Consider the following 16,522-nt stretch of genomic DNA (forward strand, 5'->3'; position numbering starts at 1 on the left):
CACAACACGGAGATAGACACATGACCAAAAGCGGACTCAAAGTGGGCTTCATCGGCCTGGGCATCATGGGCGCGCCCATGGCGCTGAACCTCATCAACGCCGGGCACCAGCTCTTTGTGAGCAGCCGCAGCCAGGTGCCCGCGGCATTTGCCGAACAAGGCGCCACCATTTGCACCAACGCCACCGAAGTGGCCAAGCGCGCCGACATCATCATCACCATGGTGCCCGACACCCCGCATGTGGACGACGTGCTGTTTGGCGAAACCGGCGTGGCCAAGGGTTTGTCGGCCGGCAAAACCGTGGTGGACATGAGCTCCATCAGCCCCATGGCCACCAAACAGTTTGCGCAAAAAATCAACGCACTGGGCTGCGACTACCTTGACGCGCCGGTCAGCGGCGGTGAAGTGGGCGCCCAAGCGGGCAGCCTGACGATCATGGTGGGTGGGCCGCAAGCGGCCTTCGAGCGCGTGAAGCCCCTGTTTGAAGCCATGGGCAAAAACATCACGCTCGTGGGTGGCAACGGCGACGGCCAGACCACCAAGGTCGCTAACCAGATCATCGTGGCGCTCAACATCGAGGCCGTGGCCGAGGCGCTGCTGTTTGCCAGCAAAGCCGGCGCCGACCCGGCCAAGGTGCGCCAGGCGCTGATGGGCGGGTTTGCTGCCAGCCGCATTCTGGAGGTGCATGGCGAGCGCATGGTCAAGCGCACCTTCAACCCCGGCTTTCGCATTGAGCTGCACCAGAAAGACCTGAACTTGGCGCTGCAAGGGGCGAAAGAACTGGGCGTGAGCTTACCCAACACCGCCAGCGCCGCGCAGCTGATGCAAAGCTGCGCCGCTCATGGCATGGCCGGGCTGGACCATTCGGCGCTGTGCCGCAGCTTGGAAATGATGGCGGGGCATGAAATCGCCCCCGCGCCGGTCTGACGACCATCACCCCCGTCTGGGTGCAACACCAGCGGCCCGGCCAAGCCGGTTCCGCGGTGTTCTGGAACAAAGCCGCTTCAGGTTGACGTATCGCTAGACTGTTTGCATGACCTCCACCAAGCCGCCCCTCATCGACAACCCCCGCGTCCTCCTGCGCCACCTGTTTGACGTGGCGGTGCAGCGTGCCTTGCCGCTGCACAACACCGCCGCCTACCTGCCCAAGCCACCCAAAGGCCGCACCTTGGTGCTCGGCGCTGGCAAGGCCGGTGGCGCCATGGCGCAGGCGGTGGAAGCGCTGTGGCCGGCCGATGCGCCGCTTTCGGGTCTGGTGGTCACGCGCTATCACCACACGCCGCCACGGCCTCGGGGCCTGCCGCAGCGCATCGAGGTGGTGGAAGCTGCCCACCCCGTGCCCGACGCCGCTGGCCTGCAGGCTGCCCAGCGCATTTTGCAGCTCACCCAAGGCCTCACCGCCGACGACCTGGTGCTGTGCCTCATTTCGGGCGGCGGCTCGTCGTTGCTCACCCTGCCGTGCGACGGCCTCACGCTCGAAGACAAACAGCGCATCAACCGCCAGCTGCTGGACAGCGGTGCCCACATTGGTGAAATGAACACCGTGCGCAAGCACCTATCGGCCATCAAGGGCGGTCGCCTGGCCGCCGCGTGTGCGCCGGCCCGCGTGGTCACGCTCACCATCAGCGACGTGCCCGGTGACGATGTGAGCGTCATCGCCAGTGGCCCCACCGTGGCCGACGCGTCCACCTGCGCCGATGCGCTGGACATATTGCGACGCTACGGCATTGAGGTGCCACCCGCCGTGCGCGCCCAGCTGGAAAGCGGCACGCTGGAAACCCCCAAGCCTGGCGACCCGCGCCTGGCCCGGTGCGAAACCCACTTGATCGCCACACCCCAGCAAAGCCTGGACGCCGCTGCCGACGCCGCCCGCGCCCTGGGCTTGAACGTCTATGTGCTCAGCGACGAAATCGAAGGCGAGTCTCGCGAGGTGGGCAAGGTGCACGCCGCGCTGGCGCGCTCCACGGCGCTCGGCCGCAGCAGCCTGGCCAAACCCTGCGTCATTTTGAGTGGCGGTGAAACCACCGTGACCGTGCGCCCCCGCGCCGAAGGCCAACCCAAAGGCCGCGGCGGGCGGGCGGGCGAATTTTGCATGGGCCTGGCCCAGGCCCTGGCCGGCCAGCCCGGCGTGTGGGCGCTGGCCGCCGACACCGACGGCATCGACGGCATGGAAGACAACGCCGGCGCCCTCGTCACCCCAGACACCCTGGCCCGCGCGGCGGCGCTGGGTTTGAATGTGAAAGACCACCTGGACCGCAACGACGCCTACGGCTACTTTGAGCCACTGGGCGACCTGGTGATGACCGGGCCGACGCACACCAATGTGAACGACTTTCGGGCGGTGCTGGTGGTGTGAAGGTGGTGTGTCCCAGCGTTGGGTGATCTTCGGGAATGGGGGCATTCACCAACGCTTGCAAACCGAGGCGCCATAGACCTTAACCTGTGGTCATGAAACACCAGCTGCACCACCGAAATCCCATGTCGCTCTTGCTGCGCCCTTTGCTGTGGCTCACACTCGCCGCCGTGCCACTCACCAGCCAGGCCGTCGAAGAACCTGCCTACGACGTGGTGCGTGCCTTCGGCAACGTGGAGCTGCGCCAGTACGCGCCCTATGTGGTGGCCGAGGTGGTGATAGAGGGCACCGGGGACGATGCAGGCGGCGCGGCCTTTCCCATTTTGGCGGGCTACATTTTTGGCAAGAACAAGGGCGAAAAAAAGTTGGAGATGACCGCGCCCGTGACGCAGACCGCTGCACCGGTGAAGATGGCCATGACCGCGCCCGTGACCCAGGCCAATGCGCCCGGTGGTGGCCAGCTGGTGCAGTTTGTATTGCCCAAGGACGTGACGCTGGAAACCGCCCCCGAGCCGCTGGACCCGCGCGTGCAGCTGCGCCAAGTGCCGGCCCGGCAGTGGGCAGCCATTCGCTATTCGGGCACTTGGTCGCAAGCCAACACCAACGAGCACTTGGCGCTGTTGCGCGCCACGCTGGAAAAAGAGGGCGTTACCACTCAGGGCGAGCCGGTACTGGCGCGCTACAACGCCCCGTTCACGCCGTGGTTCATGCGGCGCAACGAGATCTGGCTGGCGCTGCGCTGAGTCTGGGCGGCAGCCCTTGGGCCTGTCCCCGTTACCGCCGAATGCGCCAGCCCGTTTTGAACACCCACCACACCACGCCCAGGCAGGCGAGCATGAAGCCCAGCGTCATGCCGGTGCTGACGGCAATGTGCACGTCGGCCTGTCCGTAGAAGGCCCAGCGCAAGCCGCTGATGAGGTAGACCACCGGGTTGAACAGCGACACGGTCTGCCACACCGGCGGCAGCATGTTGATGCTGTAGAACGCACCGCCCAGAAAGGTGAGCGGGGTGATGACCAGCAACGGCACGATTTGCAGTTTCTGAAAATTGTCGGCCCACAGGCCAATGATGAAACCGAACAGGCAGAAGGTGATGGCGGTGAGCACCAGCAGCAGCACCAGCCACACCGGGTGCGCCACGGTGTAGGGCACGAACACGCGGGCCGTGAGCAGAATCAGCGTGCCCAGCAGCAGGCTTTTGCTGGCGGCCGCGCCCACATAGCCCAGCAGCACTTCAACCCAGTTCACCGGCGCGCTGAGCAGTTCGTAAATAGTGCCCGACCACTTGGGCATGTAGATACCGAAAGCGGCGTTCGAAATGCTTTCGGACAGCAGCGAAAGCATGAGCAGGCCGGGGATGATGTAGGCGCCGTAGCTCACCCCGCCAATGTCGCCCATGCGCGAGCCAATGGCCGTGCCGAACACGATGAAATACAGCGAGGTGGTGAGCACCGGCGCCATGATGCTTTGCGCCCAGGTGCGCAGGGCGCGGTTCATTTCAAACCGGTAAATGGCGCGCACGCCGTGGATGTTGAAACTCATGCGGCCACCTTGGATGAATCAGAAGCAGTGTGTGGCGCGTTGACCAGGCTGACGAAAATTTCTTCCAGCGAACTTTCGCTGGAGCGCAGGTCTTTGAAGTGGATGCCCGCGGCACCCAGCGCGGCCAGCAGTTCGGCAATGCCGGTGTCGTCCTTCTGCACGTCAAAGCTGTAGGTCAGCGTGAGGCCGTCGCTGCTCAGCGCCAGCGGCCAGCGCGCCAGCGCCGCAGGCATGGCTACCAGAGGTTGCTGCAGGGTGAGCGCCAGCTGCTTTTGGCCCAGCTGGCGCATGAGCGTGGCCTTTTCCTCCACCACAATCAGTTCGCCCTTGCGAATCACGCCAATCCGGTCGGCCATGTCTTCGGCTTCTTCAATGTAGTGGGTGGTGAGGATGATGGTGGTGCCTGCTTCGCGCAGCGCGCGCACCATGCGCCACATGTCGTGGCGCAGTTCCACGTCCACGCCCGCGCTGGGTTCGTCCAGAAACAAGATTTTGGGCTCGTGCGACAGCGCTTTCGCAATCAGCACGCGGCGCTTCATGCCGCCCGATAGCGCCAAAATCTTGCTGTCTTTTTTGTCCCAGAGCGACAGGTCTTTCAGCACCTTTTCGATGTAGGCCGGGTTGGGTGCCTTGCCAAACAGGCCCCGGCTGAAGTTCACCGTGGCCCACACGGTTTCAAACGAATCGGTGTGCAGCTCTTGCGGCACCAGGCCAATGATGCTGCGGGCGGCCCGGTAGTCGTGCACGGTGTCAAAGCCGTCGGCTTCCACCGTGCCGTGTGTGGCGTTGGTCATGCCGCAGATGACACTGATGAGCGTGGTTTTGCCGGCGCCGTTGGGGCCGAGCAAGGCAAAAATTTCACCGCGGCGAATGTCCAGATCAACGTGCTTGAGCGCCTGAAAGCCACCGGCGTAGGTTTTGCTGACGCCGCGCACGCGGACGATCGCGTCGGGCGGTTGGGGTGTGGGAGAGGGTACGTGAGATGAAAACATGCCTGCATTGTCCGCCCGCAGCCCCAACCCCATGGTGCGCGGGCCTTGTGCGCCCGGAGCGCAGCCGTTTCGTTCAGGGCGTTTCGTGGGTGGCCTGGCCTGCATGTTCGGCCTGGGCTCGCGCCAGCATGCGTTCAAACATGTTGAGCAGCTGCGCCTGTTCTTCGGGTGTGAGGCAGCCGGTGAGCGCCTGGTTGCGTTGCTCCATCAGGGCCATCAGCTTGCGCCAGACCGGTTTGCCTTTGGGTGCCAGCGCCAGAATGACGCTGCGGCCGTCCACCAGGTTGTGGGTCTTGATGACCAGCCCTTTGTCCACCAGCGACTGGGCCGCCCGGCTGGCCTGGCCTTTGTCCAGGTTGGCCTCAAAGGCCAGTTGGTTCACCGTGATCTGGGGGAACGAGCCAATGGACGCCAGCGCCCGCGACTCGGACAGCGACAGCCCGCCCTGCGTGAGGTAGAGACTGTGGCTGGCCAGGTCGTTGAGCTTGCTCAGGGTGTTCAGGCGGTAGGTGAAATACCGCTCCAGCTTGGGCGGGGTTTCAGGGTGGGTGGGGCGCATGGTGGGCGTTGCGTGTCGGTTCGGTGGGTGTTTGTCGGGCTCAGTTTAATTGATTGTTTATGCAACTAAAAGCGGTTTTATAGGTGTTTTTACCAGTGTGAATAATAGTTGTGTACGCAACTAAGTCGGCCTAGAATCCGGCTTCAGACACACAGCATGCCCTGTGTGCGATGCCCTTCAGGAGCCCCCTCATGCACCAGCCCACCACCGAGCCACGCCCGTCCATTTACTACACCTACCAGGTGTTTCAGCCCTGGCTGCCTTCGGCGCACCTGCCGCAAAGTCGCCACCCGGTGGCCATTGCCGGCTCGGGCCCAGCCGGCATGGTGACGGCGCTGGAGTTGGCGCGCCACGGGGTGCGCAGCGTGGTGCTGACGCCCGAGCTGCAGTTTTCGCAGGGCAGTCGCGCCATTTGTTTCACCCGCCGGTCCATGGAAATTTTGCAGCAGGTGGGCGTGGCCGGCCGCATGACCGAAGGCGGCTTGCCCTGGCGCTTTGGCAATTCGTACTACCGGGGCCAGCGCGTGTTTCGCATGGAGGCGCCGCACGACGCCGACGACCGCTTTTTCCCCATCATCAACGTGCAGCAGCAGTACATGGAGGAATACCTGCATGACGCCTGCGCGGCCCACCCGCTGATCGACTTCCGTTGGGGCAACAAAGTGACCGAGGTGGTGCAGCAAAACGGCTACGCCGAGGTGCGGGTTGACACGCCGGAAGGCGAATACACGCTGGAAGCCGATTGGCTGGTGGCCGCCGACGGGGGGCGTTCCCCCATTCGCACGGCCATGAACCTGCAGATGGAAGGCGCTTCGTACGAAGGTTTCTTCGTCATTGCCGACATCAAGATCGACCTGCCCTTGCCCACCGAGCGGTTGGCGTTTTTTGACCCTGAGTGGAACCCCGGCAACACCATCCTCATGCACCGCGAGCCCAACGGCATCTGGCGGGTGGACTACCAGCTGCCCGCGGGCGAAACGCCGGAAGACGCGCTCAGGCCCGAGTCGCTCAAGGCACGCATTGACGCGCAGCTGAAAATGATCGGCCACGCCGGCGTGCCCTGGGACATGGACTGGTGTTCGGTGTATTCGGCCCGCACGCTCACGCTGCCCGACTATGTGCATGGCAGTGTCATCTTCACCGGCGACGCGGCCCACCTCTTGCCCATTTTTGGTGTGCGCGGGGCCAACACCGCGTTTCAAGACGCGCAGTCGCTGGGCTGGCACCTGGCCTATGTGGTGAAGGGGCTGGCTGGCCCGCAGCTGCTGGCCAACCACAGCGCCGAGCGCGTGGGTGCGGCCCGTGAAATCATTGAAGAAGCTGGCAAAAGCGTGCGCTTCATGACACCGCCGGCCGGGGGCTTTGCGCTGCTGCGCAACGCCGTGCTTTCGCTCTCGCTGCAACACGCGTTTGTGCGCCCGCTCTACCACTGGCGCACCTCGCGCCCGCACGAGTACACCCAGTCCCAACTCAACAGCGCAGGCGACGACAACGCCCTGTTCACCGACGGCCCCGCCCACGGCGCACCGCCGCGCAACATCTGCCTGGCCTCCAACGATTACCTGCTGGACCACCTGGGCGGCGGTTTCGACCTGCTGTATTTCACCGAGGCCGACGCCGTGCCCGCACCGCTGCAAGCCGTGGTGGCGCAGGCCCGCGCGCGCGGCATGGTGCTGCGTGTGACCGCCGTGGGGGCCAGCGCACCGGTGGCCGGGGCCGACCAGACCCTGGCCGACGCCGACGGCCACTTTCGCCAGCGCTACGGCGTGCGCGCCAGTGGCGCTGCTTACCTGCTGCGCCCAGACCAGCATGTGTGCGCCCGCTGGCTCACGCTGGACGCCAACCGCCTGCAAGCCGCCCTGAACAACGCACTGCCCCAGTGAGAGGAACCCCCGCCATGAACGCCCACACCACCGCCGCGCCCACCCTGCCCATCGAAGGGCTGGAATCCGTGTACGACACCCTGGCCCACGCCATTGACCAGGCCGGCGCTGAAAAAACCAGCCTGTTTCTCGTCAAACTCGCTTTGCTCAACGCCAACGCACTGGCCGACGCTGCGCTTTTCCAGCAACATGTGCAGTCTGCTTTGCAAGACCTGTGAGGCGCCAACGCAAGCCCAACCCATGACCACACTGAACGAAACCCACAACCCGGCGCTGCGCAGCTGGGTCGCATCGGCCAACAGCACCGCCACCGACTTTCCCTTGCAAAACCTGCCCTTTGCCAGCTTTCGCCGGCGGGGCTCCGGCGAGGCCTTTCGCTGCGGTGTCGCCATCGGCGACCAGATTCTGGACCTGGCCGCTGCAGCGCAGGCCGGCGTTTTTACCGGCACGGTGGCCACGGCCGTGCAAGCCGGTGCACAAGACAAGCTCAACGCCCTGATGGCACTGGGCGCGCCCGCCTGGAGCGCACTGCGCCTGGCGCTCTCGCGCGCGCTGCGCGAAGGCGCGCCCGAGCAGGCCGCCCTGCAAAGCTGCCTGGTGCCGCAGGCCAGCGCCGAATACGGTGTACCCGCCCGCATTGGCGACTACACCGACTTCTACACCTCGGTGCACCACGCCACCAACATCGGCAAACAGTTTCGGCCCGACAACCCGTTGCTGCCTAACTACAAGTGGGTCCCCATTGGGTACCACGGCCGCGCGTCCAGCATCGGCGTGTCGGGCCAGCAGTTTCACCGCCCCAAGGGCCAAACCTTGCCGCCGGGCGCCACGGTGCCCAGCGTCGTGCCCAGCCAGCGGCTCGACATTGAACTGGAGCTGGGCATTTTTGTGGGCAGCGGCAACGCGCTGGGCGAGCCCGTGGCCATGGCCGAGGCCGAAGATCATGTGTTTGGTCTGTGCCTGTTGAACGATTGGTCGGCGCGCGACATCCAGGGTTGGGAGTACCAGCCGCTGGGGCCGTTTTTGTCCAAAAACTTCGCCACCACCGTCTCGCCCTGGGTGGTCACGCTCGAAGCCCTGGCCCCTTACCGCGTGGCCTTCAGCCGCCCGGCCGACGACCCGCAACCGCTGCCTTACCTGGACAGCGCCGCCAACCGCAGCCAGGGCGCGTTCGACATTCAATTGCAAGTGGGCCTGCAAACGCCGCAGATGCGCGAAGCCGGCCAGCCCGACGCCACCATTTGCCGCACCAGCTACCGCCACGCCTACTGGACCGTGGCCCAAATGGTGACCCACCACACCGTGAACGGCTGCAACCTGCAGCCCGGCGACCTGTTCGGCAGCGGCACGCTGTCAGGCCCCACGCTGGACCAGGCCGGCGCGCTCATTGAGCTGACCACCGGCGGCAAGCACCCGCTGACCCTGCCCAACGGCGAGGCACGCACCTGGCTGCAAGACGGCGACGCTGTGGTGATTCGCGGCTGGTGCGAGCAGGCCGGTGCGGCGCGCATTGGCTTCGGCGAGTGCGTGGGCACGGTGCTGCCGGCGCCGAGCTGAGGCGCGGTGCGGCGCCGGTTCAGCGGCGGGGTTGGCGTTTGTTGCAGACACCGTGAGCACTGCGCAAGATGGCTTGGCTGCGTCAGCCGCATACCTTCACCCAGCGGGGAAAGCGGCCAGACACGGCGGCGTGCTTTTGAGCAGGGCCGGTGGGTCGTGTTTGGTGGCGATGCTCATGGCGCATCGAAGGGCCGTTCGGCGGTTAAACCGAACGCCTCACCACATCGTTCGCATGCCCATCCCACCGAGTCCCTGTGGATCATTCCGGTGAAGACCACGCTATAGCGCACGAGAGTTCAAGAAGCCCGACGACCCAGTCTGGGCCTGATTTCGCACCCGATGTGCCCTGTTGGGGGCTCCTCCGAACCCCAGCGCCCCGGGTCGCTCCTGTGGGGGCCAATCAGTTCGAAAACGCCGCAATCCCGGTGATCGCGCGGCCCAGAATCAGCGCATGCACATCGTGCGTGCCCTCATAGGTGTTCACCACTTCCAGGTTCACCAGGTGGCGGGCCACGCCGAACTCGTCGCTGATGCCGTTGCCACCCATCATGTCGCGCGCCAGGCGGGCGATGTCCAGCGCCTTGCCGCAGCTGTTGCGCTTGAGTATGCTGGTGATTTCCACCGCAGCGGTGCCTTCGTCCTTCATGCGGCCCAGGCGCAGGCAGCCTTGCAGGCCCAGGCTGATCTCGGTCAGCATGTCGGCCAGCTTTTTCTGGATCAGCTGGTTGGCGGCGAGCGGGCGGCCGAACTGCTGGCGGTCCATTACGTACTGGCGGGCGCGAAAGTAGCAGTCTTCCGCCGCGCCCAGCGCGCCCCACGCGATGCCGTAGCGCGCGCTGTTGAGGCAGGTGAAGGGGCCTTTCAAGCCGCGCACGTCGGGAAAGGCGTTTTCTTCGGGCACGAAGACTTCGTTCATGACGATTTCGCCGGTGATGCTGGCGCGCAGGCCGACTTTGCTGTGGATCGCGGGGGCGCTTAGGCCTTTCCAGCCTTTTTCCAGGATGAAGCCGCGGATCTGGCCGCCGTCGTCTTTGGCCCAGACCACGAACACGTCGGCGATCGGGCTGTTGGTGATCCACATCTTGGCGCCGCTCAGGCTGTAGCCACCGGGCACGGCCTTGGCGCGGGTGACCATGCTGCCGGGGTCGCTGCCGTGGTTGGGTTCGGTCAGGCCGAAGCAGCCGATCCACTCACCCGTGGCCAGCTTGGGCAGGTATTTCTGCTTCTGCGTTTCGCTGCCAAATTCGTTGATCGGCACCATCACCAGCGAGCTTTGCACGCTCATCATGCTGCGGTAGCCGGAGTCCACGCGTTCCACTTCGCGCGCCACCAGGCCGTAACACACGTAGTTCAGGCCGCTGCCGCCGTAGGCTTCAGGAATGGTAGGGCCGAGCAGGCCGAGTTCGCCCATCTCACGGAAGATGGACACGTCGGTCGTCTCGTGGCGAAAGGCCTCGGTCACGCGGGGCAGCAGCTTTTCCTGGCAATAGGCGCGGGCGGCTTCTTGCACCTGGCGCTCGTCGTCGGTGAGCTGCGCGCTCAGGTGAAACGGGTCTTCCCAGTTGAAGGTGTTTTTGCTGGATGCCATGGTGCGTGTCTCCGGTGGTCGGGGTGGGGTTTGGACGGCATTGTCGTTGGCCCATGAATAGCTGTCTAATATTGATTAACGATAGATCAATACATAACGCATATTTATGGAATTTCGCCACTTGCGCTGTTTTACCGTGTTGGCCGAGGAGCTGCATTTTGGCCGCGCAGCCCAGCGGCTGGCCATGACGCAGCCGCCGCTGTCGCTAAACATTCAGCAGCTGGAAGCCTCGGTGGGCGCGCGTCTGTTTGAGCGCAACAGCCGCGGCGTGGCACTCACCGCAGCCGGGCAGGCATTTTTGCCACGGGCGCTGGCGCTGCTGGAGCAGGCGGCGCTGGCCACTCGCGAAGCGCGCGATGTGGGCCAAGGGCTGGCGGGTCAGTTGCACATGGGCTTTGCCGGCACGGTGCTCTACCGCGGCCTGCCGCAGGTGCTGCGCGACTTTGGGGCTGCGCACCCCAAGCTGCGGCTGGCGTTGCGCGAACTGAGCAGCAGCGAACAGCTGGTGGAGCTGGTGCACGACCGTCTGGACCTGGGTTTTGTGCACACCACGCGCGTGCCGGCGGGTTTTTCGCAGATTTTGGTGTCCAGCCAACCCTTTACAGCCTGCCTGCCTTCAAGCCACCCGCTGGCAAATGCGAAAGTGCTTTCGCTCGATCAGCTCAAGGGCGAAGCCTTCGCCATTGTGATGCGTGCCGTCTCGCCCGATTACCACGACCGCATCTTGGCGGCCTGCGCCGACGCGGGTTTCGAGCCTTCTCTGGCGTTTGAACTGCGGCACTGGCTGAGCGTGGTGTCCGTCATTGCGCAGGGGCTGGGCGTGGGACTGGTGCCGGCGGCCTTGCAGCAAGCGGGGCTGCCCGGCGTGGTGTTTGTGCCGCTGGCCCAGCCGCTGGCACCTTACGACACGCATTGCCTGTGGCGTACCGGGCGCGATCACACCGCCCAAGGCGCACTCGGTGCTTTCTTGGCGGTGGTGCAAAAGGCTGCTCCGTTGACAGCGTAGAGACCTACTCAACCCGGAGGCCGCCGCTGCGCACGCCCAAGCCGGCTGCGCGCGGGGGGGCAGAACGGTTGCGTGAAAACCCGTGCGTTGACGGGCGATGCAGGCGCGCCGTTCGCTGGTCAGACCAGCCGAACCACGTCGTGCGTTTGTGCCCCGTGCACCGCCTTGTGCGCAATCGCGCCATCCAGGGTGATGAATTGGCCGTTGTGGTGCACCGCCAAAGCCAGCAGGTAGGCGTCGGTGAGTTGGCGGTGGCCCAGCAGGTGGGCGGGGTTCAGGGTGCCTTCCTGCACGAGGCTGACGGCGTCGGGCCAGAAGCGGTGGTGTGGGGTGGCGCACAAAGCCTTCACTTGCGCCAACACCTGCGAAACCGGCCGCGCGCCGGGGTAGGCGGGTGTGCTCATGATGCGGATGGCGCCGTTTTGCGTCAGCGGGCAACTGGCCCAGCCCTGCGCGGCGTGGCTTACAAACCACTGCGCGGCGCTCTCATGGTGTTCGTGGCGGCCGTCGCACAGGGCAATTAGCACGTTCACGTCCAGCAGGCTGATGCGCGGGGCGATCTCGGCTTTGGTCAGCAAGTAGCCGCTCGATGCGTCGCGCACCTCGGGTGGGCGGCGGGTGCTCAAATGCCCTCCGCTTCACGCAGGTCGTCCACCTGGGCTTGTGTGACCACGGCAACGCCTGGCGCGCGGTATGGCGTAAGCCCGAGTGCCGCCAGCTGCTCGTCCAGCGCATTGTGCGAGCGCCCGCTCGCTGCGGCGTCTAGGGCGGGCGCTTGCAAAGACCGCCGGGCGAGATCGGAAATGACTTCTCCCAGGGTGCGGCCCTCGCGCCGAGCCAGGCTCTTGGCTGCGTACAGCACATCGTCTTCAATGCTGAGTGTGGTGCGCATGGTGGTCTTTCGGAGTGGATGCGTGATGCGTGATGCGTGATGCTCATGTTATGGCCGGACACCCACCCCCGTCAACCCCAGGGAATCACCATGAGCCGCATACTTCGACAAAAGGAGATTTTTGAATGTCAAACCAAACTCTGGTGCTCGGCGGCGGCTGCTTCTGGTGCACCGAAAGCGTATACAAAGAAGTGCGGGGGATCACCGATGTGGAGTCGGGCTACAGCAACGGCCAGGCTGCGCAGCCCAGCTACGAAGCGGTGTGCACCGGACGCACCGGCTGCAACGAAGTGGTGAAACTGGTGTACGACCCGGCGGTGATCAGCACGCGCGAGATTCTGGAAATTTTCTTTGTGATCCACGACCCGACCACGCCCAACCGCCAGGGCAACGACGTGGGCACGCAGTACCGCAGCGGCATTTACTTCACCACGCCAGAGCAGCGCGATACCGCGCAGGCCATGGTGGACGAGCTGGCCCGCGACAACGCGTTTGGCCAGCCGATCGTGACCGAGTTGCTGCCCCTGGCCGACTACTGGCCCGCCGAGGACTACCACCAGGACTTCTTCGAGCGCAACCCGCACCAGGGGTATTGCATGGCGGTGGCCGCACCCAAGGTGGCGAAGTTTCGCAAAACGTTTGCGCGGCTGGCGCGCGGCTGACGTTCAACCGATCTGCGCAGGCGTGTCAGGCCGCAGGCAAGCAGGCTGGAAGGCGCGCCAAAATGCTTTCGCGCAGGCGCTCGGGGCGTTCAGCCCGCAGCAGGATGCCGTCGGGGCTGAGGTGGTGCATCTGGGCGCAGGCCAGCACCTGTAGAGTGGTTTCGGTGTCGGCTGGCAGGTCGCCAAATAAGTAAATGCTCTTGCCTGGCGCCTGCAGCGCCACGGTGCATGAGCGTGAACAGCCATTCATGCATTCGACCGGGCGCACCGCAAAGGGCAGGTCGTCTCGCAGAGTGGCTTCTTGCACGGCTTCAAACAGCGCCTGACCGGCGCGTGGGGCTTCGCGTGGCGCGCCGGCGGGTCGGCACAGCACGCAAACCAGAATTTCGGTGTTCGTCATTGAATGGATCGATAGAGCTTCAGGTGCAGGGGAGCCTGGCGCGGGAGGCGGCACGATACCACCCCGCCCAAACCCCGGCGCCCGGTGCGTATAGAGCGCAGCAGGCGCAGGGTTCAAAGCCCCCGCACCGCCTGCGTGAGCGCCGCGGTGTTGAAACGCATCATGTCGAGGTAGTTGGCTGCTTCGCCACCCGCGGGCGAAAGCGAGTCCGAATAGAGCGCGCCCGATGCTTTGGCGCCAGTCTCTCGGGCTATCTGCTCAATCAGGCGCGGGTCGGAAATGCTCTCGACGAACAGCGCCTTGATTTGTTCTTTTTTAATCTGGCGCACCAGTTGTGCTACGCCCTTGGCCGAGGCTTCGCTCTCGGTGCTCACGCCCTGGGGCGCCAGGAACTTCACGCCATAGGCCCAGGCGTAGTAGCCGAAGGCATCGTGCGAGGTGATGACCTTGCGTTGCGCAGCGGGTAGGGTCGCCCAAGCGGCGGTGATGTCGGTGTCCAGCGTTTTGAGCTGGGCGGTGTAGGCCGCAGCGTTCTTCTGGTAGCCGTCGCAGCCGGCGGCGTCGGCGGCGCACAAGCCCTTGGCGATGTTGCTCAGATAGATCATCACGTTGGGCACGCTTTGCCAGGCGTGCGGGTCGGGTGCGCCGTGGCCGTGATCTTGTCCTTTGTGGTGGCCGTTTTCGGCGCTTTTGAGTGGCCTCACGCCCTGGCTCACCACCACCTGCTGGCCACGGTAATGGGCCGTTTTGAGCAAGCGGTTCATCCAGCCTTCAAAACCCAGGCCGTTGGAAAAAACCACCTGCGCCTGGCTTACCTGGCGCGCTTGGGTGGGTGTGGGTTGGAAGACATGGGCGTCGCTGCCCGGCTCTACCAGCACGTTGACCGCTACGCGATCCCCACCCACTTGGCGCACCAAGTCGCCCAATATGCTGAAGCTGGCCACGACCTGGATGGGGGTTTGCGCCCAGCTGGCTGGGCTCAGTGCGCTCAGCGCCAACGCAAGGGTGGCGCGGGCGGCGTGGCGGCGTGCGGTTGACGGGCGGTGGAAGGTCATGGCGTGGCTTTCAATGAACGAACAGGAAGGGGCGAAACACAGAAATGGGGACATGGCTGTGCCTGCGTGTCAGCCGCGCAGGTGGGTGGCCGCAGGTCGCTGGTGGCGCAGCAGGCCGTGGGGCGCCAGCACCAGGGAGGCGATGTACAGCACGCCCAGGCAGAGCACGATCACAGGGCTGGTGGGCCAGTCGGCGTGGTACGACAGCAGCAGCCCGGTGAAGCACGCCAGCAGCGCCAGCGCAGTGGCGGTGATCAGCAGTGAGCCCATGCGGCGCACCCAGAAGCGGGCGGTCGCTGCCGGCAGCACCATGATGCCCACCGCCATCAGCGTGCCCAGGGCATGAAAGCCGGCCACGAGGTTGATAACGAGCAGGCCCAGAAAGCCGTAGTGCGCCACCGGACTCCAACGGCTGACGCTGCGCAGAAACCCGGGGTCCAGGCACTCCAGCACCAGCGGGCGGTAGAGCACGGCGAGCGACACCAGCGTGACCGCCGAGATGCCGCCCAGCAGCACCAGCGCTGCGTCGTCCAGCGCCAGCACGGTGCCAAACAGCACATGCAGCAGGTCCACGCTGTTGCCGCGCACCGAAACAATGAGCACGCCCAGCGCCAGTGAGAGCAAGTAAAAAGCCGCCAGGCTGGCGTCTTCGCGCAGCACGGTGTTGCGCGCCACCAGGCCCGAGCCCACGGCCACCGTCAGGCCCGCCACGATGCCGCCGATGGTCATGGCGGTAAGCGACAAACCGGCCGCCAAGTAGCCAATGGCCGCACCGGGCAAGATGGCGTGGGCCATCGCGTCGCCGGTCAGGCTCATGCGGCGCAACATAAGAAAAACCCCCACTGGCGCGGCGCTCAGCGACAAGGCCACGCAGCCGGCCAGCGCGCGGCGCATGAAGCCGAATTCGGCAAACGGTTCCCACAACGCGCTGGCTACGAGCCAGGCGTCGAGCGCTTGCCACAGGCTGGCGGCGCTCATGGTGTGACGCTCTCGCAAAGGGCCGTTGGGGCTTTCTCGCCGTGCGGATGGGTGTGCATTGGCGTGTGCGTGTGCGTGTGTCCTAGCGTGTGTAGGGCGGTAGGCTCTACTGCGCACAGCGGCGCGTCGTCGTCAAACGGCTCTTGCATGCACTGTGCCCGCGCCCAATGGGCGCTGGTCAACACGCCTGCGGTGGGCCCCCAGGCCACCCGCTCGCGGGCCAGCAACAGCGTGAGCGGGAAATGCGTGCGCACTTGGGCCAGGTCGTGCAGCACGGCCACCACGGTCTTGCCCTGGGCGTGCCAGCGGTGCAGCAGCGCCAGCAGGTCGTCGGTGGTGCGGTTGTCCACGGCGGCAAAGGGCTCGTCGAGCAGCACCACCGGTGCGTCTTGCAAGATCAGTCGGGCAAACAGCGCCCGCTGCAGCTGACCGCCAGAGAGCGTGTCCAGGCTGCGTGCTTCAAAACCGGTCAGGCCCACAGCGGCCAGCGCGTCGTCGCATTGCTGGCGGTGGCTGGTGGTGAATCGCCGCAGCGCACCCACCTGGTGCCACAGGCCCATGGCCACCATGTCGCGCACGGGGATGGGGAAGCTGCGGTCCAGCTCGGTGTGTTGTGGAAGCCAGGCGATGCGCCGCCCAGCCAGCCCGCGCAGCTGGCCGCTGATGGGCCGTAACTGGCCGGCCAGGGCCTTGATGAGGGTGGACTTGCCCGCACCGTTGGGCCCCACCAGCGCCACCAGTGAGCCGGGCGCAATGGACAGGCTCAGGTGGTGCACAGCCGGGTGCCGCTCGTAGCCCAGCGTGAGGTTGTCGAGCTCAATAGCCGGTGGATCGGCGGGCTTGTTCGTGCTCGCGTTCATGGCAGAACTTTCACGCCATGGGCCGTGTGGCCCACACCAGCACAGTGGCCAAGGCGCCGCACAGCGCCAGCGCCCACACGCCGCGCGCCAGCGCCGAGTGCAGCAGCAGTGAATGCTCGCCTGCGCGCTGTCGGGTGTTTGCAGGGTGGCGCGGGTGGGGTGGTTGGGTAGGGCGGTTCATGGCGGTGTGCGGGTA

19 protein-coding genes are annotated in these 16,522 nt (G+C 65.4%); 8 read left to right on the plus strand and 11 right to left on the minus strand.

The features are described from left to right. Positions 1–20: 20 nt before the first annotated feature. From glxR to ACTG4K_RS09435, 3 genes are all read left to right on the plus strand, one after another. Complete coding sequence (gene glxR / locus ACTG4K_RS09425) at positions 21–926, plus strand: 2-hydroxy-3-oxopropionate reductase (RefSeq protein ID WP_439113936.1); 906 nt, start codon at positions 21–23, stop codon at positions 924–926. A 106-nt stretch (positions 927–1,032) separates the two neighbouring features. Next, on the plus strand, positions 1,033–2,355 hold the full coding sequence (locus ACTG4K_RS09430) for a glycerate kinase type-2 family protein (protein ID WP_439113937.1): 1,323 nt from the start codon (positions 1,033–1,035) through the stop codon (positions 2,353–2,355). Between the two features lie 122 nt (positions 2,356–2,477). After that, positions 2,478–3,095, plus strand: coding sequence for an SOUL family heme-binding protein (locus tag ACTG4K_RS09435; protein ID WP_439113938.1), 618 nt, complete (start codon positions 2,478–2,480; stop codon positions 3,093–3,095). 31 nt (positions 3,096–3,126) lie between these two features. Here the strand turns inward: ACTG4K_RS09435 and ACTG4K_RS09440 are convergent, their stop codons facing one another. From ACTG4K_RS09440 to ACTG4K_RS09450, 3 genes are all read right to left on the minus strand, one after another. Beyond that, positions 3,127–3,894: an ABC transporter permease gene (locus ACTG4K_RS09440; protein WP_439113939.1), complete on the minus strand. Its 768-nt coding sequence runs from the start codon at positions 3,892–3,894 to the stop codon at positions 3,127–3,129. Next, the gene (locus ACTG4K_RS09445; protein ID WP_439113940.1) at positions 3,891–4,886 is read right to left on the minus strand and encodes an ABC transporter ATP-binding protein; all 996 of its coding nucleotides are present in this window, start codon (positions 4,884–4,886) and stop codon (positions 3,891–3,893) included. The genes ACTG4K_RS09440 and ACTG4K_RS09445 overlap by 4 nt, the downstream gene beginning before the upstream one ends. 73 nt (positions 4,887–4,959) lie before the next feature. Then, the gene (locus ACTG4K_RS09450; RefSeq protein WP_439113941.1) at positions 4,960–5,445 is read right to left on the minus strand and encodes a MarR family winged helix-turn-helix transcriptional regulator; all 486 of its coding nucleotides are present in this window, start codon (positions 5,443–5,445) and stop codon (positions 4,960–4,962) included. Between the two features lie 191 nt (positions 5,446–5,636). On the opposite strand from ACTG4K_RS09450, the gene ACTG4K_RS09455 reads away from it, so the two are divergent. Genes ACTG4K_RS09455 through fahA form a run of 3 tightly spaced genes read left to right on the plus strand, consistent with a single transcriptional unit; the run spans position 5,637 to position 8,885 of the window. Continuing rightward, the gene (locus ACTG4K_RS09455) at positions 5,637–7,328 is read left to right on the plus strand and encodes an FAD-dependent monooxygenase (RefSeq protein ID WP_439113942.1); all 1,692 of its coding nucleotides are present in this window, start codon (positions 5,637–5,639) and stop codon (positions 7,326–7,328) included. A 14-nt stretch (positions 7,329–7,342) separates the two neighbouring features. Beyond that, on the plus strand, positions 7,343–7,546 hold the full coding sequence (locus ACTG4K_RS09460; protein WP_439113943.1) for a DUF2783 domain-containing protein: 204 nt from the start codon (positions 7,343–7,345) through the stop codon (positions 7,544–7,546). A gap of 22 nt (positions 7,547–7,568) precedes the next feature. Next, entirely contained in the window at positions 7,569–8,885 is a 1,317-nt protein-coding gene (gene fahA, locus ACTG4K_RS09465) for a fumarylacetoacetase (RefSeq protein WP_439113944.1), read from the plus strand. 400 nt (positions 8,886–9,285) lie between these two features. Here fahA and ACTG4K_RS09470 read toward each other — a convergent pair whose 3' ends face one another. Further along, positions 9,286–10,473 (minus strand): acyl-CoA dehydrogenase, encoded by a 1,188-nt coding sequence (locus ACTG4K_RS09470; protein ID WP_439113945.1) that lies wholly within the window; start codon positions 10,471–10,473, stop codon positions 9,286–9,288. A 106-nt stretch (positions 10,474–10,579) separates the two neighbouring features. On the opposite strand from ACTG4K_RS09470, the gene ACTG4K_RS09475 reads away from it, so the two are divergent. Continuing rightward, entirely contained in the window at positions 10,580–11,479 is a 900-nt protein-coding gene (locus ACTG4K_RS09475) for a LysR family transcriptional regulator (protein WP_439113946.1), read from the plus strand. A 119-nt stretch (positions 11,480–11,598) separates the two neighbouring features. Here ACTG4K_RS09475 and ACTG4K_RS09480 read toward each other — a convergent pair whose 3' ends face one another. Together ACTG4K_RS09480 and ACTG4K_RS09485 are read right to left on the minus strand one after the other, a co-directional pair. Then, on the minus strand, positions 11,599–12,105 hold the full coding sequence (locus ACTG4K_RS09480) for a TA system VapC family ribonuclease toxin (protein ID WP_439113947.1): 507 nt from the start codon (positions 12,103–12,105) through the stop codon (positions 11,599–11,601). Beyond that, complete coding sequence (locus ACTG4K_RS09485) at positions 12,102–12,371, minus strand: hypothetical protein (protein ID WP_439113948.1); 270 nt, start codon at positions 12,369–12,371, stop codon at positions 12,102–12,104. The genes ACTG4K_RS09480 and ACTG4K_RS09485 overlap by 4 nt, the downstream gene beginning before the upstream one ends. Positions 12,372–12,496: 125 nt before the next feature. Between ACTG4K_RS09485 and msrA the strand changes: the two genes are divergently transcribed. Next, positions 12,497–13,033, plus strand: a complete 537-nt coding sequence (msrA, locus tag ACTG4K_RS09490) for a peptide-methionine (S)-S-oxide reductase MsrA (protein WP_439113949.1) — start codon at positions 12,497–12,499, stop codon at positions 13,031–13,033. 25 nt (positions 13,034–13,058) lie between these two features. Here msrA and ACTG4K_RS09495 read toward each other — a convergent pair whose 3' ends face one another. The 5 genes from ACTG4K_RS09495 to ACTG4K_RS09515 all read right to left on the minus strand — a co-directional run bounded on the left by ACTG4K_RS09495 (position 13,059) and on the right by ACTG4K_RS09515 (position 16,507). Then, on the minus strand, positions 13,059–13,433 hold the full coding sequence (locus ACTG4K_RS09495; RefSeq protein WP_439113950.1) for a DUF1636 family protein: 375 nt from the start codon (positions 13,431–13,433) through the stop codon (positions 13,059–13,061). Between the two features lie 113 nt (positions 13,434–13,546). After that, positions 13,547–14,488 carry a metal ABC transporter substrate-binding protein gene (locus ACTG4K_RS09500; RefSeq protein WP_439113951.1) on the minus strand — a complete coding sequence of 314 codons (942 nt, stop codon included), beginning with the start codon at positions 14,486–14,488 and terminating at the stop codon, positions 13,547–13,549. Positions 14,489–14,557: 69 nt separating this feature from the next. Beyond that, positions 14,558–15,466, minus strand: coding sequence for a metal ABC transporter permease (locus ACTG4K_RS09505; RefSeq protein WP_439113952.1), 909 nt, complete (start codon positions 15,464–15,466; stop codon positions 14,558–14,560). Further along, entirely contained in the window at positions 15,463–16,326 is an 864-nt protein-coding gene (gene aztA / locus ACTG4K_RS09510; RefSeq protein ID WP_439113953.1) for a zinc ABC transporter ATP-binding protein AztA, read from the minus strand. The genes ACTG4K_RS09505 and aztA overlap by 4 nt, the downstream gene beginning before the upstream one ends. 10 nt (positions 16,327–16,336) lie before the next feature. After that, positions 16,337–16,507, minus strand: coding sequence for a hypothetical protein (locus tag ACTG4K_RS09515; protein ID WP_439113954.1), 171 nt, complete (start codon positions 16,505–16,507; stop codon positions 16,337–16,339). Positions 16,508–16,522 lie beyond the last annotated feature (15 nt).

It is taken from the genome of Hydrogenophaga sp., from assembly GCF_965657535.1.
GTDB lineage: Bacteria > Pseudomonadota > Gammaproteobacteria > Burkholderiales > Burkholderiaceae_C > Hydrogenophaga.

What these genes read in the sequence shown, in the direction of transcription:
- ACTG4K_RS09505 (WP_439113952.1), bottom strand. Translation starts at nt 15,466, where the DNA reads ATGAGCGCCGCCAGCCTGTGGCAAGCGCTCGACGCCTGGCTCGTAGCC.
- ACTG4K_RS09500 (WP_439113951.1), bottom strand. Translation starts at nt 14,488, where the DNA reads ATGACCTTCCACCGCCCGTCAACCGCACGCCGCCACGCCGCCCGCGCC.
- ACTG4K_RS09455 (WP_439113942.1), top strand. Translation starts at nt 5,637, where the DNA reads ATGCACCAGCCCACCACCGAGCCACGCCCGTCCATTTACTACACCTAC.
- ACTG4K_RS09435 (WP_439113938.1), top strand. Translation starts at nt 2,478, where the DNA reads ATGTCGCTCTTGCTGCGCCCTTTGCTGTGGCTCACACTCGCCGCCGTG.
- aztA (WP_439113953.1), bottom strand. Translation starts at nt 16,326, where the DNA reads ATGAACGCGAGCACGAACAAGCCCGCCGATCCACCGGCTATTGAGCTC.
- ACTG4K_RS09430 (WP_439113937.1), top strand. Translation starts at nt 1,033, where the DNA reads ATGACCTCCACCAAGCCGCCCCTCATCGACAACCCCCGCGTCCTCCTG.
- ACTG4K_RS09450 (WP_439113941.1), bottom strand. Translation starts at nt 5,445, where the DNA reads ATGCGCCCCACCCACCCTGAAACCCCGCCCAAGCTGGAGCGGTATTTC.
- ACTG4K_RS09445 (WP_439113940.1), bottom strand. Translation starts at nt 4,886, where the DNA reads ATGTTTTCATCTCACGTACCCTCTCCCACACCCCAACCGCCCGACGCG.
- ACTG4K_RS09475 (WP_439113946.1), top strand. Translation starts at nt 10,580, where the DNA reads ATGGAATTTCGCCACTTGCGCTGTTTTACCGTGTTGGCCGAGGAGCTG.
- fahA (WP_439113944.1), top strand. Translation starts at nt 7,569, where the DNA reads ATGACCACACTGAACGAAACCCACAACCCGGCGCTGCGCAGCTGGGTC.
- glxR (WP_439113936.1), top strand. Translation starts at nt 21, where the DNA reads ATGACCAAAAGCGGACTCAAAGTGGGCTTCATCGGCCTGGGCATCATG.
- ACTG4K_RS09460 (WP_439113943.1), top strand. Translation starts at nt 7,343, where the DNA reads ATGAACGCCCACACCACCGCCGCGCCCACCCTGCCCATCGAAGGGCTG.
- ACTG4K_RS09470 (WP_439113945.1), bottom strand. Translation starts at nt 10,473, where the DNA reads ATGGCATCCAGCAAAAACACCTTCAACTGGGAAGACCCGTTTCACCTG.
- ACTG4K_RS09515 (WP_439113954.1), bottom strand. Translation starts at nt 16,507, where the DNA reads ATGAACCGCCCTACCCAACCACCCCACCCGCGCCACCCTGCAAACACC.
- ACTG4K_RS09440 (WP_439113939.1), bottom strand. Translation starts at nt 3,894, where the DNA reads ATGAGTTTCAACATCCACGGCGTGCGCGCCATTTACCGGTTTGAAATG.
- ACTG4K_RS09485 (WP_439113948.1), bottom strand. Translation starts at nt 12,371, where the DNA reads ATGCGCACCACACTCAGCATTGAAGACGATGTGCTGTACGCAGCCAAG.
- msrA (WP_439113949.1), top strand. Translation starts at nt 12,497, where the DNA reads ATGTCAAACCAAACTCTGGTGCTCGGCGGCGGCTGCTTCTGGTGCACC.
- ACTG4K_RS09495 (WP_439113950.1), bottom strand. Translation starts at nt 13,433, where the DNA reads ATGACGAACACCGAAATTCTGGTTTGCGTGCTGTGCCGACCCGCCGGC.